The sequence below is a fragment of the Polaribacter sp. IC066 genome, from assembly GCF_007997085.1.
GTDB lineage: Bacteria > Bacteroidota > Bacteroidia > Flavobacteriales > Flavobacteriaceae > Polaribacter.
This window is the reverse complement of record NZ_VORR01000012.1, coordinates 1-21,322: the sequence shown is the minus strand read 5'-3', so window position 1 is coordinate 21,322 and position 21,322 is coordinate 1. Positions and strand designations below refer to the sequence as shown.

Sequence of the window (21,322 nt, the reverse complement as noted above, 5' to 3'; positions counted from 1 at the left end):
CAGATTAACCTATTTAAGACAATTTATTTTCTAATTTACCTTTCCATTTTCTCCAAGTTGGCATTATAGTATCTAATATTTTATAAAATTCTTTGTTATGGTTAGTTACTATTAAATGACACATTTCGTGGATTAGAACGTATTCAATACATTTTGAGGATGCTTTTATAATTTCAGGGTTTAATATTACTTTATCTATTGTATTGCAACTTCCCCATCGCTTTGCCATTCTTCTAATTTCAATTTCAGGCATTTCAAAATCATATTCCTTAAATTTAGAATACGCTTCAATTGCTATGCTCCTAAACTTTTTTTCAGCATGCACATAATACCAATGTGCTAATAGTTTTTTTGCTCGTCCTTGCTTTATTTCATTTTTACAAACGACCTCAAGCTTTCCTGCTTTTAGCTTCACTTGATTCTCTTTTCCGACGCTAACTTTTAAAAGATAGGATTTACCTAGATAATAATGCGTTTCTCCAGAAACATAGTTGCGTTCTGGTGTGCGTGGCAAAAACTGTTCAAAATAAGCCTGTTGTTTTATTATCCACTTAGCACGTTTCTCAACTTTTTGTTCAATGTCTTCAAATAAACTTGAAGTTGGTGCTATAATATGAACTGAACTATCGGGGTGAACTTCAATTCCTAATGTTTTTCTATTGGATCGTTTGAGTTCATAAAAAATTTCCTGACTACCGTATTGTATTTTATGCATCAAAAATTATTTTTTGCTACTCTTAAACATTTAATCAAAATAGAATCTATTTCATCAAAACTTATCTCAATACCTAATTGGGTTCTTTTTCCGATCAAATAATCCTCTATTTCATTTTCCATTCGGTTTTGAATATCTACATTCTTTTTCCAGTCTGTTATTATTAGATTGTTCACGATTGTTTCAATTTCTAAACCTGCTTTAGCTACTTTATTTTTGCTAATTTCTTTGTCTAATTTTTTAATTAACACTTCATTTAAAGCTCCATAAAAGGCACGTGCTCTTGGGTTGTTTTGTAAATCTTCTGGAATTCCGTCTTGATATCCATTTGCTAAATCTTCACGAGTTTTTTGCATCGCTTCTAAATACTCTTTCTCCGTAATTCGTTCGTCATAAAAATCGTTTATGGTATCTTCAATGAGCTGGGAAAACTTCTTATAAAAAGCTTCATCTTTCTCCATATTTTCGGTAATCACTCTTTTCATCTGATTAGCAATAAAATCTGCTTTTGAAGCTGGGGTTTTACCATAGGTTTCGAGAGCTTCCTCAACCATATTTTTATCAAATATATTAACATCTTTTGCTAAAACTTGAACTTCTTCAGCATTAATATAAGTATCTAATAATTTACGAACTCTTGGTTCATATTCTTTATAAGACACTTTTTCAGCATATCTAAATTGGACTGATAACCGCAGGCTTTGAAATTTCTTTAATTCATTTTTATAAAAACCAATTTGTTCGGTATTGAATTCCGCATAAAAATCATCTGACGCCAATGCTGTCTGTAGTAACCTTGCAAAAATAGAAACACGATCATAAAATTGATCTCGCAAGTCTTTTTCTGAAATGTGTCTTTCTAATGCTTCAATATCATTTTTATTGTAAACTTCTTTAAAAATATCCCACACTTCTTCGTGACGAACAGGCAATTTTCGAATTTCCTCTTTAACATCTACAACGGTGTTTTTTAAATCTTCCTCATCAAAATCTTCTAAAGCACTATATTCTGTTAGTGCTTCATCGAGTTTTCCTAATACGCCAACATAATCAATAATATGACCGTATTCTTTACCGTTAAATAAACGATTTACTCTTGCTATGGCTTGAAGTAAATTATGTGCAACCAAAGGTTTTGCTAAATAAAGTACGGTATTTCTAGGTGCGTCAAAACCCGTAAGAAGCTTACTCACTACAATAATAATTTCTACTTCATTACTTTCTTCTTTAAAACGGTCAATGACATAAGTTTCATAGGCTTCTTGATCATTAAAGCGTTCTAAAATTTTTGCCCAATATTTTTGAGATTCGCTTGTAGTTTCAGACCAAACATCATCATTATTTTGTCTGCTATCTGGTGGTGTAAAAACCACGCTGGTATTTATTTTTAGTGACTCGTTGGACTGCTCTTCAAAATATTTTTGATATTTAATAGCGGTATCAATTTTTGGAACTGCTAATTGCGCCTTAAAACCTGTTCCTTTCCAATTTTCAGAAAAGTGTTTAGAAATATCGAAAGCAATTTCTTCAATTACATTATCCGATTCATAAATTTTGGCAATAGTTGCAAACTTCTTTTTTAAATCTTTTTGAGCTTCTTCACTTAAAGGAGCAGCTAAACGCTCAAAACCTTTATCTATCTGTTTTTTGTTGATGCTTAATTTGGCAGATCTTCCTTCATACAATAGCGGTAGAACTGCACCGTCTTTTACCGCTTGATCTATGGTATATTTATGAATGAAACCACCAAACTTTTTCGATGTATTTTTTTGGGATTTCATTAATGGTGTTCCTGTAAAACCAATATAAGATGCATTTGGAACGATACGTTTCATATTGGCGTGTGCAGAACCGTATTGACTACGATGGCTTTCATCTACTAAAACAAATATATTTTGCGATTCGTCTTTAAAAGCTGCACGCTTTGTGGCAATTTCAAATTTATCTATAATAGTGGTTATGATTTCATTACCCTTGTCTTGCAGCAATTCTACTAAATCATTACCGCTTTTTGCTTTTTTAACGTGTTTACCGCAATTAACAAATGTTTTAAATATTTGTTTATCTAAACTTATTCTATCTGTAACAATAATAACTCTTGGAGATTCTATACTTGTGTCTAAAGCTAATGCTTTCGACAACATCACCATTGTTAAAGATTTACCGCTACCTGTAGTGTGCCAAATTACACCACCTTGACGATTACCTTCATTATTTCGAGATTTTACTCGTTTAATGGTGTCTTGAACTGCAAAATATTGTTGATAACGGCATATTTTTTTATCTGGGCCATCGAAAACAATATACTTGTAAACCAATTCTAACAAACGGTTTGGTCTGCATAAAGAATAAATACCTTTGTCTTGCTCGGTTACGAAACGATCTTCCGAATCCGTATTTTTTGTTTTCTTTTTTAAAAGTTTAGCAACTTCTTTTTCTGTATCTTCTTTCCATAGCGACCAAAATTTAGCAAGCGTTCCTGTAGCGCCATATTTAACTTCGTTAGGGTGCACAGCCAAAAGTAATTGTGAATAATAAAATAGCTTCGGAATTCCTTCTTTTTCTTTTTGGTTTCTTATGTTTTGAGAAATAGCTTCGTCTATAGAATTATTTTTATCTCTGCGTTTGTTTTCTATAATTACAAACGGAATACCATTTACAAAAAGTACTATATCTGGTCTGCGTTTACCTTTACCTCCTTCTACTTCAAATTCTTCAGTAACGTGAAATATATTATTCTCTGGGTTTTTCCAGTCGATATAATTCACCGTGTAAGCCTTACGGTCTCCTTGAACAGTTTCGTTAAAACTTTTTCCTAAAGTAATTAAGTCATAAACACGTTCATTAGTTTGTATCAGACCTTCGTTTGGTACATTTTTAAGTGCATTTACAGCGCCCTGAATGCTACCTGTAGAGAATTTATAAGATTCACCTTTATAATCAAAAGCATTAATTTTAGACAATTGTTGTGCTAAAACAGCGTCTAAAATAACATTGGTGTATATTTCATTACGTGCTTCAAATACTTGTTGGGGTGATAGGTATTCCCAACCCATTTTTTGAAGTAAATCTAAAGCCGGTTTTTGTGAGTCGTTGTACTCTTTATAATTTGCTGCCATTATTTCTCTTGGTATTATTTTTACTTTTTAGGGAATCTGATATTTTTTCGGGGAACTATTATTCGCTTTTAGGCAATTGAAACTTACTATAAAATTTAGTGTTTATGATGCTAAAATGTTCTAAATCCCTTATAATACCTATATTAATCAATAGTTTTAATGAATAAATCATTCCTTCTATCACTAACTCCATTATTAGTTTTTGGGGAAACTTTATCAGTTTTTGGGGAACTTGTTTCAACATCTTTTGAGTAAATTATTTTAATCTTTTTTTTACAAGAATTATTATTAAATACCCTATAAGACAAATATTGATAAATAACTACAGAATGTCCGATAGATGTCCGATAGAATGTCCGATAGAATTATTTTAAAGCTTTATAAGTTCTCCATCTTTTTTCTCCAACTCCTTCTATTTTAGCTTCTTCAATCATTTTATCTAATTGTCTTTTAACTTTCTTTTGATTAATTTCTTTACCAATTCTTTGATGTAAATCGCTAATAGAACATGGTTGATAGATTCTCAAATCCTCTAAAATTAATTGTTCAAGACGATGAGATTCAATATTCTTAAGGTCAGTTTTACCTTTAAAATCGAGTTGTTTTAATAACTCTGGATTCACAAAGTATTCAGTAGCTTTGGTTTTTCCTTTAGACAAAATAATATCTTCTTTAATTAATCCACCTATCCAATACTTTAAAGAGTCATCATTTCTTAAGCTTAACTTTTTACTTAAAAACGTGGTTGGCATCGAATTACTTTGAGCAATTAACCCTAAAGCGATAATTTCTTTTTGTGTTAATAAATAATCATTATTAATTTTACTCATCAAGTGAACTACTTCCTTACTAATAATATTTTTTTTAACAGTAACAACTACTCTGTCATCCCATTCTTCGACTAAAGGCTCTGGTTTTCCATTAAAAAGAAGTAATTCATAAACTTTATCATAGCCACTTCCTTCTTTTTCCATTAACTGTAAATCGTAGAATACTTTTGCCAAATGTGTATTTCGATAAATAGATTTACTAATGATATTATTAGGAGTAACTCCAAGTGGTAATAATCCAGGACTGTGAATTTCTAACCTGTCGTGATATAAATTGATAAAAATATCACCACGCATCGTATATATTCTATGAACTAAAGCATTTACGATTAGTTCACGAATAATCTCAACATCGTAGTTTGGAATGTTTTTTCGAAAAAGACCATCTGAAATCTCTATAGATTCTTTCCAGTCTGATAAAGCAATTATTTCTGCAAGAAGCTGTTTAGGATTTAACGTAAAATCATCCCAAATAATTTTGTTGATTTTTTTTTCGTTCTCGTCATACTTTATAAACTGTATGGAAGGTGCATAGTATATGCTAGCTCTTTCTTTTCGCTCACCCAACCATAAAATTCCTAGATTAGTAAGTAAGCCATCGCTAATAAAAAAATAATACTCCAATAGCTCTTCAAGAGGCATTTCTTTAACAAATTCGCTTACTCTATTAGAATTTTTTAAATCTTTAATAAATTGTTGAATTCTATTAGGTTCAGCATTTTGATAAGGAACTTTACGCACTACTTTTTCCTCCCAAATAAATGCTTGCTTTTCTGCTGCAACTCTAGATAATTCGTCTGGCATAATTGGTTTCGATTCATCCGAAATACGAATATAATATCTCCCATTAGTTGTAGCTGCTATAGATTGCACACTACGCATTATTTCTAATTTAATTATCTGCCCACTGTTCTCTCTTATAATTCTACTGACAAAAATAGCAACACTTATATTCCGTTGCGGAATTATTTTGCGCACTTTCTCTAATAAATCATCTGAAACTATTTGATTGGTAGGCGGTTCGTCTTCTCCATCTTCAATTCCTATATAGATAAAACCACCTCTGCCATTGGCAAAAGCAACACAGTCTTTTGCTAACTCATCCCAATCTGCTGTTTTGCCTTTTACAAGGCGCAAGGATTTTTGGTCGTATTCACTATTTTCTGTCATAACTTTTTCTTTTAAATTTTAACCCGTTTCTCACCAGTTAACAACTGCTGCATTAATCCTTGTTTTTGTAGTTTCAATGATTCTAAATGTTTTTGAAATGATACTATTTCATCCTCTGATTTTTTCAAAATCTCTACAATTTTTTCTTGTTCAGTATTAGTAGGAATCGCAATTTTTGTTTTACCAATCGCTTTTAGTCCTAAATTTTTGATAGTTGAACCTATTGCAACCTTTTTAAAATGATTCTTAATATTTTCAGCCTGTAACTGAAAAGCAATATATTCTTTTGAAACATTCTCAAGAATATTAATATAAGCCGCACTTTTTCCAAGAATTACAGGTTCTTTATTATAAAAAGCTACATTGCCTATTGTTCCATTAATAGAAAGTAAAATTGTTCTATTATTGATTAATTTTTTATGTTTCAGAAATTCTTTATGATTAACTTTTTTGGTATTTGAAGTTATTATAATTTTATTTTCAACTAAATTATTTCCATTTATAAAATAATAAGTTCCTTTTTCGTCATAATTTGGTGTGCTATGAAGTCCATCTCCAATTTTTGAAGTTATTTCAGATATGAATTTTACTTCCCACTCCTCCTCAAACCCAGCAAACCGTTTCTTTCCAGTCAACAACTGTTGCATCAAGCCTTTTTTAAGCGCTTGTTTTTGCGCAATGAGTTTTTCTTGAGCAACTATGGCTTTATCCCAAGTATTTAGAATATTGGCTATTTTTTGTTGTTCTGGAAGTGTAGGTAAAACGATTTCAAATTTTTGAACATTACCTTTAGAGATGCCAAAAACCTTACTTCCTGTAGCAATCGTTTTTAGAGCTTTTTTTACAATTGGATTTTTAAAGATGTAAGTTCTAAATCCTTCTAAAGTTAAATCTTCTTTATCTCTAAGTGCAAATGTATGTAAACCGCTAATTACTTTTTTTTTATCAACATTTTGCAATTCTATAGCAGTGCCAATGCCTTCATAATCTTCAGAAGCATCTGCAATAATTACATCACCATCTTGCAAATATTGAACGGTTGATGATAATTTTACATCATTATTTAACCTTGGTATAGTTTTAACCTTATCAAAATCAAGAATTGGTGTTTTATAAGTAGCGTGTATATCGCCGTAATGAATATATAGGATTTCGTTTTCTTCTTCGTAATTTAATTGGCTCCTTGAAAAAGATGTTGTTCTTAAAAAATCAAAGACTTCTATTATCGTTGGCGTATTCCAATCTTCAGGAATCCAACCCAATTTAGTTTCTTTATAACCTTCTTTTTTTTCTAAATTCATATTGCGAATTTTGATTCTACTTTTGCAAATATGTCTTGTGCTAATGTATCTGAATCCAAATTATCTTGTAATGAGAATTCAAACTGTTCATCTGTTTTCCATATCAGACAAACCGTATTTTTAAGTTTTGGTTGAAAATGCAAAACTGCTTGGATTTGCATAGGGTTTTCGAAATCATTGGGATTATTCGCATTTATCCAAAGTGATTTTATTTTAGATTCACTAGAAATAGGATATAGTAATTCTTTTTGATTTTTAAAATTATTAGAAACCATCATTTGACCATTTTCATATAGCAATCGTATGTTCTTATAATTATGATCTTGCTCCAATAGCTCACAAAGCTTAATCGCTATGTCAACTGTAAATTTCCAAAGTTGAATAATTTCTTTACTTGCTTGTGTATTCCTCATATTTAACTTTTCCTTTTTATTTTAGCTTCCAACATCTTCAAATCTTCTAAATCTATACGGTCTGCCTCTTCTGCCGCCAGTTTTTTTCGTTTCTCGTCATATACTTCATAATGTGCCCGCACTTTATTTTCCATTTGTTTGTGACTTACTTTCCCTGCGTTTTCTAGTACTTTTAGGTCGTTAAATTCAATAATTTTATCTAAATTATTTTGCCAATAACGCATCGTTAAATCTTGCTTATTTTTTGCACGCAGTTCCGCAGTTTCTAAAAAAATAACAACTAACCTGTTTAAACTATCTAGCTCATCTTCTGTTAAATAATTTTTAGCTACTGTAATATCTTGTTTTCTAACTACGCTACCTTTAAAAGTAGACAATCCCATATTTAGTTTTTTAGCATCGGCACGTTTTACAATAAGTGAAGCTGCTGTTTGGTTTATAGTAGCATACAACAATTTATTTTGAGCTTCCGCAAAGAACATTTGTGTGGCTTTATCGGTGGAATCATAATCGCTACTTAAACTAAACAAGTCTCGTACTTTTTGGTAAAAGCGTTTTTCTGAAGCGCGGATACCACGAATACGTTCTAATAATTCGTCAAAATAATCTGGACGACCATTAGGATTTTTTAAACGCTCATCATCCATTACAAAACCCTTAATAATAAACTCACTTAGGTTTCTGGTTGCCCATTGCCTAAATTGTACACCACGTTTGCTACGCACGCGATATCCAATCGCTAAGATCATATCTAATGCATAAAAAGTAACCTTGTATTCTTTATTATCTACCGCAGTTGTTAAGTAATCCTTAACAACTGAATTAGAGTTTAACTCATTGTCTTTTAGTATACTTGTAATATGCATACTGATGTTTGGTACAGAGGTGTCAAAAAGTCCTGAAAGTTGTTTTTGATTCATCCACACATTGCCATCTCGGGCAAAAAGTGCAACGGAACTTTTACCATCTTGTGTAGTATAAATGATAATGTTATTTTCTTCCTGGTTACTCATAAAATTTTTATTTTAAGTTGTCAAGGATTACTTGATTGCTTAATAAATTATATTATTTTTTCATACAGTTAGTCGAATTTTTCGAACAACCACTATTTCTATTTTATCCACCAAAAGTCCTTCCTTTCGGGAAGTATTAGGATGGGAAAAATCCTAAATCTTTTAGATGCTTATCCATTTCTTCTCGAACTACCACCAATTCAGTTTCTAATTGTATAATATTTTTCTGCACTGCTGCAATATCAATTGGCTCTTCTTCTTCAAATGTATCTACGTAACGTGGGATATTCAAATTGTAATCATTCTCTGCAACCTCTTCTGGTTTTACTAAAGAACTGTATTTTTCGATTGTTTTTCGATCTTGATGTGTATTCACAATCCTGTCAATATCTTGCGCTCTTAAAACATTTTGCTTTTTTCCACCTTCAAAATCTTTACTGGCATCAATAAATAAAATATCTTTTGTTGTTTTCGCTTTGTTAAAAATAAGAATTGCAGCAGGTATTCCTGTACCATAAAATAAGTTGGTTGGCAAACCAATAACAGTTTCCAGTAAGTTCTCTTCAATTAATTTCTGGCGTATTTTCTGTTCTGCACTTCCTCTAAAAAGGACTCCGTGTGGCACAATTACACCAACTTTTCCTGCTGGCGTTGTAGTTTCAATCATATGCAAGATAAAAGCATAATCTCCTTTAGATTTTGGAGGTACACCTCGAAGAAATCTTTTGTAACGATCTGCTTCTGCGTTCTCGTGTCCCCATTTATCCAAGCTAAATGGCGGATTTGCTACTACAATATCAAACGTCATCAAAACATCACCTTCTATTAATTTCGGGTTATTAATAGTATCACACCACTCAATTTGAGCAGAATCCATTTTATGTAAAAAGCAATTCATTTTACTTAATGCCCAGGTGTCTCCGTTACTTTCTTGTCCGTAAATTGCAAAATTATCGGTAGGTTTCCCTGCGTTATCTTTTGTTTCTTCGGCAACTTTTATTAACAGAGAACCAGAACCACAAGTTGGATCAAAAATACGATCACCTTCTTTTGGTGCTACTAATTTTGCTAATAAGCTGGATACTTCTTTTGGAGTAAAAAATTCTCCTCCTTTTTTACCAGCTCCAGAAGCAAACTTTTCTAAAAGAAACATATAAGCTTCTCCTAAAATATCTTCTTTTTTATCCCAAAGAGATGGACGAAAATCTAATTCTGGTTTTGCAAAATCGTTAATTAGGTTTTTTAATCTTCTGTTACGGTCTTTAGTTTGCCCTAATTTGTCTGAATTAAAACTGATGTTTCTAAATACACCGTCTAATTTTTCAATGTTTTTTTCTTCAATCTTTGCAAAAATAGTGTCAATTTTCTCACCGATATCTGTATCATTTCTATGTTCAAAAATAAAATCAAAAGAACTGTTAGGTGGCAATACAAAACGCTCTCTATTTAATTTTCTTTGAATTAATTCTTCATCATCTCCGAAACGTTCTTTCAGTTCATTGTAATGATCTTTCCAAACATCACTTAAATACTTTATGAACATAAAAACTAAAATGTAGTTTTTGTATTCTGATGAATCAAAAGCACCTCTAAAGGTGTCGCAAGCATTCCATAATGCAGAGTTTATTTGATCTTGTGTTGGTTTTACTGTATTTGTCATTTTATAAGCTATTTATAAGTTGGGTTGTTGTTAGTTTTTTATTTAATTCGATTAATTGGTTGCTAATTATTAAGTTTCTATTTTGAAGTTGTGCTATTTTAGCAATTTTAGCTTGTTTTTCTAAAGATGGAAGTTCTATTGGTGTTTCCTCTAACACTGTTTTATTGATGCTTGTTGTATATGTGCCAGATTCATTACTCTTAAAGTAATTTTGAGCTTTCGATTGGTTAATGTACCAGGCAATAAAATCTGGGTTTGCAAGATTCTCATCTATTTTGAGAACAAAAAGAGCAGAAGAAGCTATTGTGGGAATTCTATCTATTTCTTTATAAGGCACTGCGAAATTATTCGCTCCTTTAGACGTAAACAGTATATCTCCTTCTTTTAAATGGTTCTTAGCTTTAATTTTTTCGCTATCTACTAAAACACAGTTATTACCAATAATTGTATAGTTTTCTTCAAAGTCTTTAAGTTGAATAACACGAACTCCTCCCTTATGGACGTGTTTTATTTTTCCTCTAAATGAATGTCCAGAGGAAAGACCTTCATAGATTAAAATTGATTTTAGAATAACTGTTTTACTTTGCATAATTTTACATACATAATTAGTACGATGCAAATATATGTAAAATATTTTAAATTTATAGTTTTTTTACCGCATAATTTCTATGATGCAATTTTTTAACTCACTAACTAAATCTTTAATACTATTTATTTATTGTAACTCTAAAGGTTATTCAGCTAAAATTAAATAGTATTAGAAAAGTTATAATCTTTTAGTAAGATTTTAAAATTTAGTAAAATCAAAAAATCTAGAAGAAAAAATCATTAACGAAAACCTCTATTAATTCACATCTATTTACTAATTCTTATATTTGATAAAGTTATTTCCAAAGAGCTTTCTTCTGCTAGATAAGGCTTCATAATTCTAAATTGCTTTCTAGTTTAATATTTACATCTACTTTCCAATCGCTCGTCTATATAAGCAACCTGTGTAGAATTGCTAAATATATAAACGAGGGTAATTTCAATTAAAATTTACGCTAATTTTAGTTTTAAGCATACATTTACTCTCGTAGTTTTTTCGTTTGCTAAATTCAAGTCACAAAACCAACATTCTGTAGTGGCCTTAATTATAGGTAAAAATCATCATTAAGCTATTCTGACCGTCGACGATAGCGCTTCTGGAATGCTTAAAATGAAAAAAATTGCATCCAAACAAGCCGATGTCGTAACCAAAGCTATCATAAAACTATAAGAGGACTAGAAACCTTATTTGTTTACTATTACAGCGGATAACGGAAAAGAATTTGCAGGGCATCTACAAGTGCTAGAAAAACTTGATATTGATTCCTATTTTGCACATCCTTATCATTCATGGGAAAGAGGGTCTAACGAAAATCTAAACGGCTTAATTAGACAGTATTTTGCAAAGGGTTCTGACTTCTCATCTATAACTGAACAAACAATCAAACAGGTGAAAAATAAACTAAATAACAAACCTAGGAAAAGGTATAAATTTGAAAATCCTATATTTGTTATGGAACAATTATTATTTAAACAGAAGGTTACTTTTGTGCCTTGAATTCAGCGTTTGGTTATAATTAGGAAATTAACTTTTCAACAAATTACAAATACGATTATTTAAAAGCCATCATAGATTATGAAAAAACATAAATTAATTACATTTTTAATTTTAGCAATATGTGCTATTCAAATTTCGGCACAAACTAAACTGTCAAAAATTTTTGGTAGTGATATGGTTTTGCAACAGAATCAAGAAGTTTCAATTTGGGGAACAGATTCAAAAGGAACTAAAATAAAAGTTTCTGGAGAATGGGGAGCAGAAGAAGAAACAATTACTAAAGAAGATGGAAAGTGGAAATTGAAAATCCAAACTCCAAAAGCTGGTGGCCCTTATAAAGTTAGCATAAATGGAAGTGAAAAAATTATTTTAAAAAATGTGCTTATTGGTGAAGTTTGGTTTTGTTCTGGGCAATCTAATATGGCAATGAAAATGAAAGGTGGGCACGATCAACCTATAACGGGAAATAATGAAGCCATTTTAAATTCTAAAAATTCTAAAATCCGTTTATTTACAGTTAAGGAAAATTTTAGTACAACCCCTTTAAATGATATAAAAGGTGGTCAATGGAAAGAAGCGAACCCATTAGCAGTTAGCGAATTTAGTGCTACAGCTTATTTCTACGGTAAATTGTTACAAATGAATTTAGATGTACCTGTTGGACTTATTGTTTCTTCAAGGGGTTCATCTCCAGTAGAAGCTTGGATGGATAAAAAGACCCTTTCTCAATTTAATGATATTGATATTCCTACAGAAATGCCAAATAGTGTACCTCAAAAAGCTCCGTTATTACTATATAATGCAATGACCTACCCACTTTTAGGTTTTAATATTAAAGGTTTTATTTGGTATCAAGGTGAATCAAATACGAAGAATGCCCATCAATATAAAGAACGATTTACAACCTTGATAAATACGTGGCGTAAACAATGGAACTTAGGAAAACTACCTTTTTATTTCGTTCAAATTGCACCTTATGAATGGCATAAACCAAACTCAGCCTTGTTACGTGAAGCACAAATGCAGGTAATGCAAACTGTTGAAAATACAGGAATGGCAACGATTTTAGATACAGATTGGTGTAAGGGTATTCATCCTCCTAATAAGCGAATTGCGGGCGAAAGATTGGCATATTGGGCTTTAGCAAAAACCTATAATATCAAAGGATTTTCATTTTCTGGACCTATTTACAAGTCGATGGAAGTAAAAGAGGATAAAATCGAAATTGCTTTTGATTATGCTGAAAATGGCTTAACAAATTTTAAAAAGAAAGTTACTGATTTTGAAATTTGTGGAGAGGATAAAGTTTTTTATCCCGCAAAAATAAAATTCGGTAGAAAGAATAAAATTACAGTTTGGTCTAATAAAATAAAAAAGCCTATTGCAGTTCGTTATGGTTTTAAAAACTGCACCAATGCATCACTCTATAATACTGCGGGTATACCAGCTTCTTCCTTTAGAACTGATTCTTGGGAAATTGAGAATAAATAGCTAATATTAACTAAAACAAAAGCTGTTCTTGTAATTCAAAGAACAGCTTAAAAAAGATTAAATAGGTTTTTTAAAATGAATAAAATATATGTTTTTATTTAAATACTATTTAGGACATGCTGATTTTAACAAACGTATTTAAGCTTTAACTTTAAGTATTTTTGATTTCGTCTATAGGCTCTTGTTTCACTTTGAAGGAAAATCACTTTAAATAATTTAATAAATCTTACTATTTTCCAATCTTTAAACATCGCACAAAAAATAGCATATTCCTTAGCTATTTTTTTTGATGTTATTAAATTCATTATAAAGAATATTACCCCAATCCAACTCTGTGCGGTATCATGGACTATCTAGTAAATTTGTGACTATTTTCTTAAGTTATCTTTTTAATAATTCCTTTCAATTTTATTTCCATTTCTAGAGGTGAGAGATACCCTAAACTAGCATGTAATCTTTCTGTATTATACCAATGCATATATAGCCTTGTATAGAGTCATATAATTGGTTATTTGAGGTGGATTTAAATCGATATAGCCATTCATATTTGATTGTTTTAAAAAAACTTTTAGTTACAGCATTCCTTTTTTATTAAAAACTGCGCTTTTGTTCTTAATATCAAATCTTTCCTGCTCATACTTTGAGTTATTTTAAGGTTAAAGTTACAGAAATTAGTCATTTTTTTTGATGCATACTGGACACCTCTATCAGAATAAAAAATAAGTCTATTGCTAATACTTCTTGTTTTTCGAGCTTTAATCCAAGCTTTCATTACTGTATTTTGAGTTGTCATACCTTCACTCAAAGACCATTCAACAACTTTTCTATCAGCAAGATATATGATGGTTGTTAAATAACTCCAATCGTCATTAACTCAAATATAGGTGATATCATACACCTATATTTCTGCTAATTTAAGACTAGAAAACTCTTTATTTAACGTATTTTCTGCAATTAAATATTGATGATTAGAGTCTGTTGTAATTACAAATTTTCTTTTTAGAACACTTCTTAAACCCATTTCTTTCATTAGTAATCCTATGTAAGATTGGGAGTAAAACAGGTCTTCCCTTTCCAGTCTTTTTGAACCCTACAGCTACCATAAATTTCTCGGTTATCTTCAAAGACGATTTTAATTCTTTCTTTTAGATGTGCTGTTGGTGTTTTTAAAAACACAATGTATTTGTTCTTAAATCAATTTTAATCAACGTTTTACTAACTTTCATAGATTTACATATCTTTTCCACTAGATATATCAACATTTTCTAAAATGAATTGATATCTTATAAGTCGCTCTTGAAAATTTGATATTAAGAGGAGAAAATATCGTTTTCGGGTTGTTTGATTACCGCCTTTTTTAAGATTTCACGCTCCATTGTTACATTCTTTAACTATTTCTTTAAAGTATTGATTTATTGATACTTAACTGATAACTCCTTCTTTTTTGAGAAATCACCCGATTTTAACTTGTATTCGCGTTTCCAACGCCCAACCATACTAAAGCTTAAACCATAATCCTCACTAACTTGTTTTGTCTTAATGACCGAATTTAATAGTTCTACGATTATAACTTTAAATTCATTGTCATACTTTTTTACCATAAGTCAACTATAAAATTAATAAGCTCATAAAAATCGTCACATCAAAGGTAGACACTCCAAGAAGCTTTTATCCTTAAAATACATCCATTATTCATTAGGTTTATTGACTTCAATGAATATATTTATCTACTTACCGCAATTAAATTTAAATAAAAAACCCGAATTTACAATGAATTTCGGGTTTTTGTTCGTGTTATAAACTAATCAACTGCACAAAACTATTTTTTTAAATCTTGTATAATTTTAATGGCATTTTCAGTTAAACTTTCAATTTTAACATAATCAAAATTACCATCAGCATCTTTTGCCATTAATTGAGATCCCATACCGACACAAGTTACACCTGCGCTAAACCAAGCTTCTAAATTTTCTTTGGTCGGCGATACCCCACCTGTTGGCATAATACTTGTCCAGGGTTGAGGACCTTTAATTCCTTTTACAAATTGAGGACCATAAATATCACCAGGAAATAATTTAACGATTTCACAGCCTAATTCTTCTGCTCTTGCAATTTCTGTGAGCGTTCCGCATCCAGGAGACCACAAAACTTTTCTTCTATTACACACAATTGCGATATCTTCACGTAAAACCGGTGTAACAATAAAGTTTGCACCCAAAGACATAAATCTAGAAGCTGCTGCTGCATCTGTTACAGAACCAACACCCATGACCATTCCTGGTAATTCTTTAGTTACATATTTCACTAATTCTCCAAAAACTTCGTGTGCGAAGTCTCCACGAGCTGTAAATTCTAAAAGTCTTGCACCCCCTTTATAACAAGCGGTGATTACTTTTTTGCTGATTTCTAAATCTTTATGATAAAATAAAGGAACCATGCCTGTATCTTTCATTATTTGTGCTACTTCTAATCTTGTAAATTGTGCCATTTTATTCTATTAGTATTTTATTAAAATCATATGCTTCAGGGATTATATGATAACCCTTTAAATCTTTATAATCACTTTCTTTTATGTAATGAAGGTTTTGAAAAAATAAATGTGCAAACTCTGAATCAATCTCTACTAAACGAGGTTTGATTTTACCCTCTTTATCTTGTAACTCTTTTAAATACAAAGGCGATATCTCACCTTTGGAGTTTGCGGAGACCAAACAACCACTCTTTCCTTGATCAAAAAGTTTTTTTACACCTATTCCTAAAAGAGTACATAAAGTTAAATCAAAACCAATAGGTCTGCAACAACGCAGTTCATAACCCAATTCACTCGGACGTGTTTTTATAACCAATCCAATCTTTTTTAGTTGATCTTGAACAAGTACATTTAAAATATGAGATTTACTAACGTTTCCTAGTTCTGGATGTCCATGAGAGTCATACGTAAAATTGATTCCTATCTTATCTAGTTCTGATTTCTTTAAATTATGAAAGATCCCTTCACTAACCATGGCAACACCATAATGGATGTTTTTTAACTTCCTTTTTATGATAGAAGACACAATTAAGCGGACAACTTTATCTATCGTGATTTCAGTTTTAGCAAACATTTCAGGAATAACCGTCATTGGAAAATGACAACTTGCCGCGATTCCAAATGCTAAATGTCCTGCAGATCTTCCCATCGCAGACATCACAAACCAGTTTTGACTTGTACGCGCGTCTTCATAAACTGTGTTTCCTATTTTAACACCTTCGTCTTTGGCCGAATGAAATCCAAACGTTGGATTCCTATCAGGTAAAGGCAAATCATTATCTATTGTTTTTGGTACGTGAATATTGGATATAAATATAGCTTCCTTTTTTAAATATTGTGAAATTCTATTGGCTGTAGACGCCGTATCATCACCTCCAATAGTAACAAGTAACTTTACATTATTATCCTTAAAAATAGACGTATTCAATACTTCATTATTAGGCTTAAAGCGACTCATGATTAAAGTCGAACCACCTCTACTAAATATTCTATCTGCATGAAAAAAATCAAATTCTTTTAATTTAGGTTCTTCAGAAAAAAGACCTTTAAAGCCCTCATGAATACCTATTACGCGATAGCCATCCTCTAAAAAGACTTTTGCCACCGTGCTGATTACAGCATTTATTCCGGGTGCAGGACCACCTCCACATAAAATTAAAACAGACATTTTAGGCTCTAACATCTTTTGATTTTTTTTAAAAGAAGAGTTATGTATTATCTTGCTACTCTACCAGAAGAATCTCCTCCCATTAATTTTTCTACTTCAGCAACGGTTACTAAGTTTGCATCTCCTTTTATAGTGTGTTTTAAACAAGAAGCAGCTACGGCAAAATCTAAAGCATTTTGATCATCTTCTGGATATGTTAATAATCCATATATTAAACCACCCATAAAAGAATCACCACCGCCAACTCTATCTACGATATCTGTTATTTGGTATTGACGCGTTTGTAACATTTTTGTTCCATCATATAAAACACCAGCCCAAGTATTATGAGAAGCAGAAATTGAACCTCTTAAAGTTGTAATTACTTTTTTAGCTCTTGGAAATTTCTCCATCATTTGTTTACATACAGATAAAAATGCTTCTGCTTTTACATCATGACCATCTTTGTGAACATCTAAACCCTCTGGATGAATTCCAAAATGTTTTTCTGCATCTTCTTCATTTCCCAAAATAACATCGCAATAAGATGTTAACTCTGTCATAATTGCTTCTCTATCTCCGCCATAATTCCATAGTTTAGCTCGGTAATTTAAATCAGTAGAGATTGTAATTCCTTTTGCACTTGCAGCTTTAACAGCTTCTAAACAAACATCTGCTGCTCCTTGAGAAATTGCAGGTGTAATTCCGGTCCAATGAAACCATTCCACTCCATCAAAAACAGTATCCCAATCGATCATTCCAGATTCAATTTCTGCGATTGCAGAATGTGCTCTGTCATACACAACTTTAGAACCTCTAGATACTGCACCTGTTTCTAAAAAATAAATTCCTAAACGATCACCACCATATACAATTTTATCTACGCCAACTCCACGTTTTCTCATTTCCATCATAGCACATTCACCAATATCATTTTTTGGTAAGCGTGTTACAAAATCAACATCAACTCCGTAATTTGCTAATGAAACTGCTACGTTAGATTCTCCACCACCATAAACAACATCAAAATTATTGGCTTGTGAAAATCTTAAAAATCCTTGAGGAGCTAATCTTAACATGATTTCTCCAAATGTTACTACTTTACCCATTTTTATTTAAATTAATTGTTTTTAATTATTTAGTTAAACGTTTAAGCAACTTGTTAAAATAAAATCAAAACATATATTCTATTATTTGTTTTGATTATAAAGTGAAAACAAGTTATATTTGTTTAAACGTTTAAGCAAATATATAAATATTTTGATAAAAACTAAAAAAACTACGATAAAAGATATTGCAAACGTGTTAAATATTTCTGCAGCAGCTGTTTCTAAAGCGTTACATAACGATTCTAGAATAAGTGAAAAAACAAAAATAGCAGTAAGAGAAGTTGCAGAAAAATTAAATTACCAACGAAATCATTTGGCAAGTGCCTTAAGAAGTGGAAAGAGTTATTTAGTTGGTGTCATTGTACCAAGAACAAATAGTAGTTTTTTTTCATCAGTTATTCAAAATATTGAAGAAGTTTTAAATAAGAAAGGATATAATATTATTATAACCCAATCTAACGAATCGTATAAGAAAGAATGCGATAGTATTGATACGTTACTTTTTACGCAAGTTGATGGTATTATCGCCTCTATGGCGAATGAAACCGTAGATTTATCTTTTTATGAAAAAATAAAATCCAAAGGAATTCCTTTGATTCTATTTGACCGAGGAGAAAACGATTTAAACGTAGACTATGTGGGTATAGATGACTATGCAAGCAGTCATCTAATTGTAAAACATCTTGCAGAACAAGGCTGTAAAAGAATAGCTCATATTGGCGGTTACAAACGTACACGAATCTTTAATAATAGAATTCGTGGGTATATCGATGCATTAAAAGAACATAATTTACCATTGGAAGAGGAATTGTTAATAGAGTGTAATTTGACCATTGAAGATGGAAGAAAATATATGTTACAACTGATCAATTTGCAAGACAAACCAGATGCCGTTTATGTTGCAGGAGATTACGCTGCTCTGGGTGCCCTGCAAATTTTGAAAGAGAATACCATAAAAGTACCTAATGAAATAGCTTTAGTTGGTTTTGGAAATGAGCCTTTTACTGCTATGGTTACGCCTACAATATCTAGTATTAATCAACATAGCGAGGAAATCGGAAAACAAGCAGCAGAACGATTTTTATTTTATCAGAATGAAAAAAATATTAAACAAAATTTAAATAAAATTATATTAAACGCGGAATTAATTATTAGAGATTCTTCTAAACTTACCTAATTTTTTACTCCATATTGTTATCATAATAAACCAATATAAGAATACCATAAGTATTTATTATAAAATAAGAGATTCATACCATGAACAGCTTTATAACAAACGATTTTTTATTACGAAACGATTTCGCAATAAAATTATACCACAACTATGCAAAGTCGTTGCCGATTATAGATTACCACAATCATTTAGCACCACAACAAATTGCAGAAGACAAACAGTTTGAAAACATTACGCAAGTTTGGTTGTCTGGAGACCACTACAAATGGCGCGCAATGCGTGCTTTTGGAATTAATGAAAAGTACATTACAGGTACTGCTTCGGATAAAGAAAAATTCTTAAAGTGGGCAGAAGTGGTTCCTTTTACCATTCGAAATCCATTATTTCATTGGACACATTTAGAACTAAAAGCCTATTTTGGAATTGATGAAATTTTATCCCCAGAAAACGCCGAAGAAATTTATGAGAAAACATCGGAGCTTTTACAACAAAAAACGCATTCTACAAACGGATTATTAAAAATGCAAAATGTAGAATCTTTATGCACAACAGATGATCCAATAGATTCTCTAGAATATCATATTGCCATTCAAAAGGATGCTTCTAAAGTAAAAACTTTCCCTACTTTTAGACCAGATAAATCTTTTGGGGTAGAAGATGTAAAAACATATAATACTTACTTATTAGAACTAGAAAAAGCGAGTGCAATTTCTATTAATTCTTATACTGATTTATTAGCTGCCCTAGAAAATAGAGTTGATTTTTTTAATGAAAACGGCTGTAGATTGTCCGATCATGGTTTGGAACAATTGTACTATTTTGAAACTGAAAAATATGCTATTGCAGACCTTTTTGATAAAGTAAAAGCACACCAAGAATTAGCGCCTGAAGAGGTCTCATTTTTTAAAGCAAAAACAATGATTGCTTTAGGAAAAATGTATCATAAAAAAGGATGGACGCAGCAATTGCATTTGGGTGCCATCAGAAATAATAACAAACGTTTATTAAAAGAGTTAGGCCCGGATACTGGTTTTGATTCTATTGGAGATTTCTCGCAAGCAAAAGCATTAAGCGGATTTTTAAATGCGCTAGACAGTACAAATCAGTTGACAAAAACAATTGTTTACAATTTGAATCCGTCTGATAATGAAGTTTTTGCTACTATGGTTGGTAATTTTAATGATGGTACTGTAAAAGGAAAAGTACAATTTGGTGCGGCTTGGTGGTTTTTAGATCAAAAAGACGGCATGGAAAAACAAATTAACACACTTTCTAATCAAGGTTTATTAACTTGTTTTGTTGGCATGTTAACCGATTCTAGAAGCTTCTTATCGTTTCCAAGACACGATTATTTTAGAAGAATTTTATGCAATATAATTGGAACTGATGTTGAGAACGGTGAACTACCAAATGATGAAAAATTTTTAGGTAGTATCATAAGTGATATTTGTTATTACAATGCTCAAAATTATTTTAATTTTAAATAAGTTTTTTCTAGTATAAAAACAACTAATTAGGGTATAATTAGCTGTGGAGACGTTGCTGAAATAAAAAGCGGACCGGTTTTTCAGAAAGTAAAAAACTCAAAACTAATTGCAGTTATGAGAAGAAGTTCGGCAAAAGCGCACCATTTCGCAGAAAGACATCAAGTTCCTTTTTGGTATAATTCTGTAGGTGAGTTGCTAGAAAACAGCAAGATAAACGCTGTTTATATTGCAACCCACCTTCTACTCATTTAGAAATCGCCAAAAAATGTTTGCCTGCAAAAATTTATTTATTTAGAAAAACCTATAATCTTAAACTTCTCTAAAGTAATAGAATTGGATACATTCAAAGATAAAAACAGATAAACTAGTCGTTATACATTATAGAAGGAAACTACCTACTTTTGAAAAAGTAAAAGAATTAGTTGATGCTGCTATAATCGGAAAAATTTTATTGAGGTAAGTAGATAATTTCATATCTTGTAAGTCAATAAAATAGGGTGATTATGGATTTATTTACAGGACAAAACCTTTTAGAGTTTACTGAACGGTTTAAAACAGATAAAAATTGCAAAGAATAT

At 31.1% G+C, this 21,322-nt stretch carries 16 protein-coding genes and 1 pseudogene; 5 read left to right on the top strand and 12 right to left on the bottom strand.

Translation table 11 applies throughout. The annotated features are described in order from the left end of the window. Positions 1 to 13: 13 nt before the first annotated feature. The 8 genes from ES044_RS05665 to ES044_RS05630 form a co-directional block, all read right to left on the bottom strand. Entirely contained in the window at positions 14 to 715 is a 702-nt protein-coding gene (locus ES044_RS05665; RefSeq protein ID WP_147120307.1) for a M48 family metallopeptidase, read from the bottom strand. Then, positions 715 to 3,834 (bottom strand): type I restriction endonuclease subunit R, encoded by a 3,120-nt coding sequence (locus ES044_RS05660; RefSeq protein WP_223269241.1) that lies wholly within the window; start codon positions 3,832 to 3,834, stop codon positions 715 to 717. Before ES044_RS05660 ends, ES044_RS05665 begins: the two co-directional genes overlap by 1 nt. A 365-nt stretch (positions 3,835 to 4,199) precedes the next feature. Beyond that, positions 4,200 to 5,834, bottom strand: coding sequence for an ATP-binding protein (locus ES044_RS05655; protein ID WP_147120309.1), 1,635 nt, complete (start codon positions 5,832 to 5,834; stop codon positions 4,200 to 4,202). Between the two features lie 11 nt (positions 5,835 to 5,845). Further along, entirely contained in the window at positions 5,846 to 7,135 is a 1,290-nt protein-coding gene (locus ES044_RS05650; RefSeq protein WP_147120310.1) for a restriction endonuclease subunit S, read from the bottom strand. Continuing rightward, positions 7,132 to 7,548, bottom strand: a complete 417-nt coding sequence (locus ES044_RS05645) for a hypothetical protein (RefSeq protein WP_147120311.1) — start codon at positions 7,546 to 7,548, stop codon at positions 7,132 to 7,134. Before ES044_RS05645 ends, ES044_RS05650 begins: the two co-directional genes overlap by 4 nt. Before the next feature lie 2 nt (positions 7,549 to 7,550). Further along, positions 7,551 to 8,561 carry a virulence RhuM family protein gene (locus ES044_RS05640; protein ID WP_147120312.1) on the bottom strand — a complete coding sequence of 337 codons (1,011 nt, stop codon included), beginning with the start codon at positions 8,559 to 8,561 and terminating at the stop codon, positions 7,551 to 7,553. Between the two features lie 136 nt (positions 8,562 to 8,697). Further along, positions 8,698 to 10,221, bottom strand: coding sequence for a type I restriction-modification system subunit M (locus ES044_RS05635; protein ID WP_147120313.1), 1,524 nt, complete (start codon positions 10,219 to 10,221; stop codon positions 8,698 to 8,700). Between the two features lies 1 nt (position 10,222). After that, positions 10,223 to 10,810 (bottom strand): restriction endonuclease subunit S, encoded by a 588-nt coding sequence (locus ES044_RS05630; RefSeq protein ID WP_147120314.1) that lies wholly within the window; start codon positions 10,808 to 10,810, stop codon positions 10,223 to 10,225. Positions 10,811 to 11,497: 687 nt separating this feature from the next. On the opposite strand from ES044_RS05630, the gene ES044_RS05625 reads away from it, so the two are divergent. Further along, positions 11,498 to 11,806 (top strand): IS30 family transposase, encoded by a 309-nt coding sequence (locus ES044_RS05625; RefSeq protein WP_147120315.1) that lies wholly within the window; start codon positions 11,498 to 11,500, stop codon positions 11,804 to 11,806. Positions 11,807 to 11,884: 78 nt separating this feature from the next. After that, positions 11,885 to 13,297, top strand: coding sequence for a sialate O-acetylesterase (locus ES044_RS05620; protein ID WP_147120316.1), 1,413 nt, complete (start codon positions 11,885 to 11,887; stop codon positions 13,295 to 13,297). 376 nt (positions 13,298 to 13,673) lie between these two features. Here ES044_RS05620 and ES044_RS05615 read toward each other — a convergent pair. From ES044_RS05615 to ES044_RS05600, 4 genes and pseudogenes are all read right to left on the bottom strand, one after another. Next, a pseudogene (locus tag ES044_RS05615) lies at positions 13,674 to 14,898 on the bottom strand (IS3 family transposase). Between the two features lie 218 nt (positions 14,899 to 15,116). Then, positions 15,117 to 15,785 (bottom strand): bifunctional 4-hydroxy-2-oxoglutarate aldolase/2-dehydro-3-deoxy-phosphogluconate aldolase, encoded by a 669-nt coding sequence (locus ES044_RS05610; protein WP_147120317.1) that lies wholly within the window; start codon positions 15,783 to 15,785, stop codon positions 15,117 to 15,119. Between the two features lies 1 nt (position 15,786). Beyond that, positions 15,787 to 17,010: a 6-phosphofructokinase gene (locus ES044_RS05605; protein WP_147120318.1), complete on the bottom strand. Its 1,224-nt coding sequence runs from the start codon at positions 17,008 to 17,010 to the stop codon at positions 15,787 to 15,789. Positions 17,011 to 17,042: 32 nt separating this feature from the next. Next, positions 17,043 to 18,083 (bottom strand): sugar kinase, encoded by a 1,041-nt coding sequence (locus ES044_RS05600; RefSeq protein ID WP_147120319.1) that lies wholly within the window; start codon positions 18,081 to 18,083, stop codon positions 17,043 to 17,045. A 154-nt stretch (positions 18,084 to 18,237) separates the two neighbouring features. Here ES044_RS05600 and ES044_RS05595 point away from each other — a divergent pair, with 154 nt between their 5' ends. The 3 genes from ES044_RS05595 to ES044_RS05585 all read left to right on the top strand — a co-directional run bounded on the left by ES044_RS05595 (position 18,238) and on the right by ES044_RS05585 (position 20,996). Continuing rightward, complete coding sequence (locus ES044_RS05595; RefSeq protein WP_147120322.1) at positions 18,238 to 19,260, top strand: LacI family DNA-binding transcriptional regulator; 1,023 nt, start codon at positions 18,238 to 18,240, stop codon at positions 19,258 to 19,260. An 80-nt stretch (positions 19,261 to 19,340) separates the two neighbouring features. Continuing rightward, positions 19,341 to 20,744 carry a glucuronate isomerase gene (gene uxaC / locus ES044_RS05590; protein WP_147120320.1) on the top strand — a complete coding sequence of 468 codons (1,404 nt, stop codon included), beginning with the start codon at positions 19,341 to 19,343 and terminating at the stop codon, positions 20,742 to 20,744. A gap of 33 nt (positions 20,745 to 20,777) precedes the next feature. After that, positions 20,778 to 20,996, top strand: a complete 219-nt coding sequence (locus ES044_RS05585; protein ID WP_147120321.1) for a Gfo/Idh/MocA family oxidoreductase — start codon at positions 20,778 to 20,780, stop codon at positions 20,994 to 20,996. Positions 20,997 to 21,322: the final 326 nt, after the last annotated feature.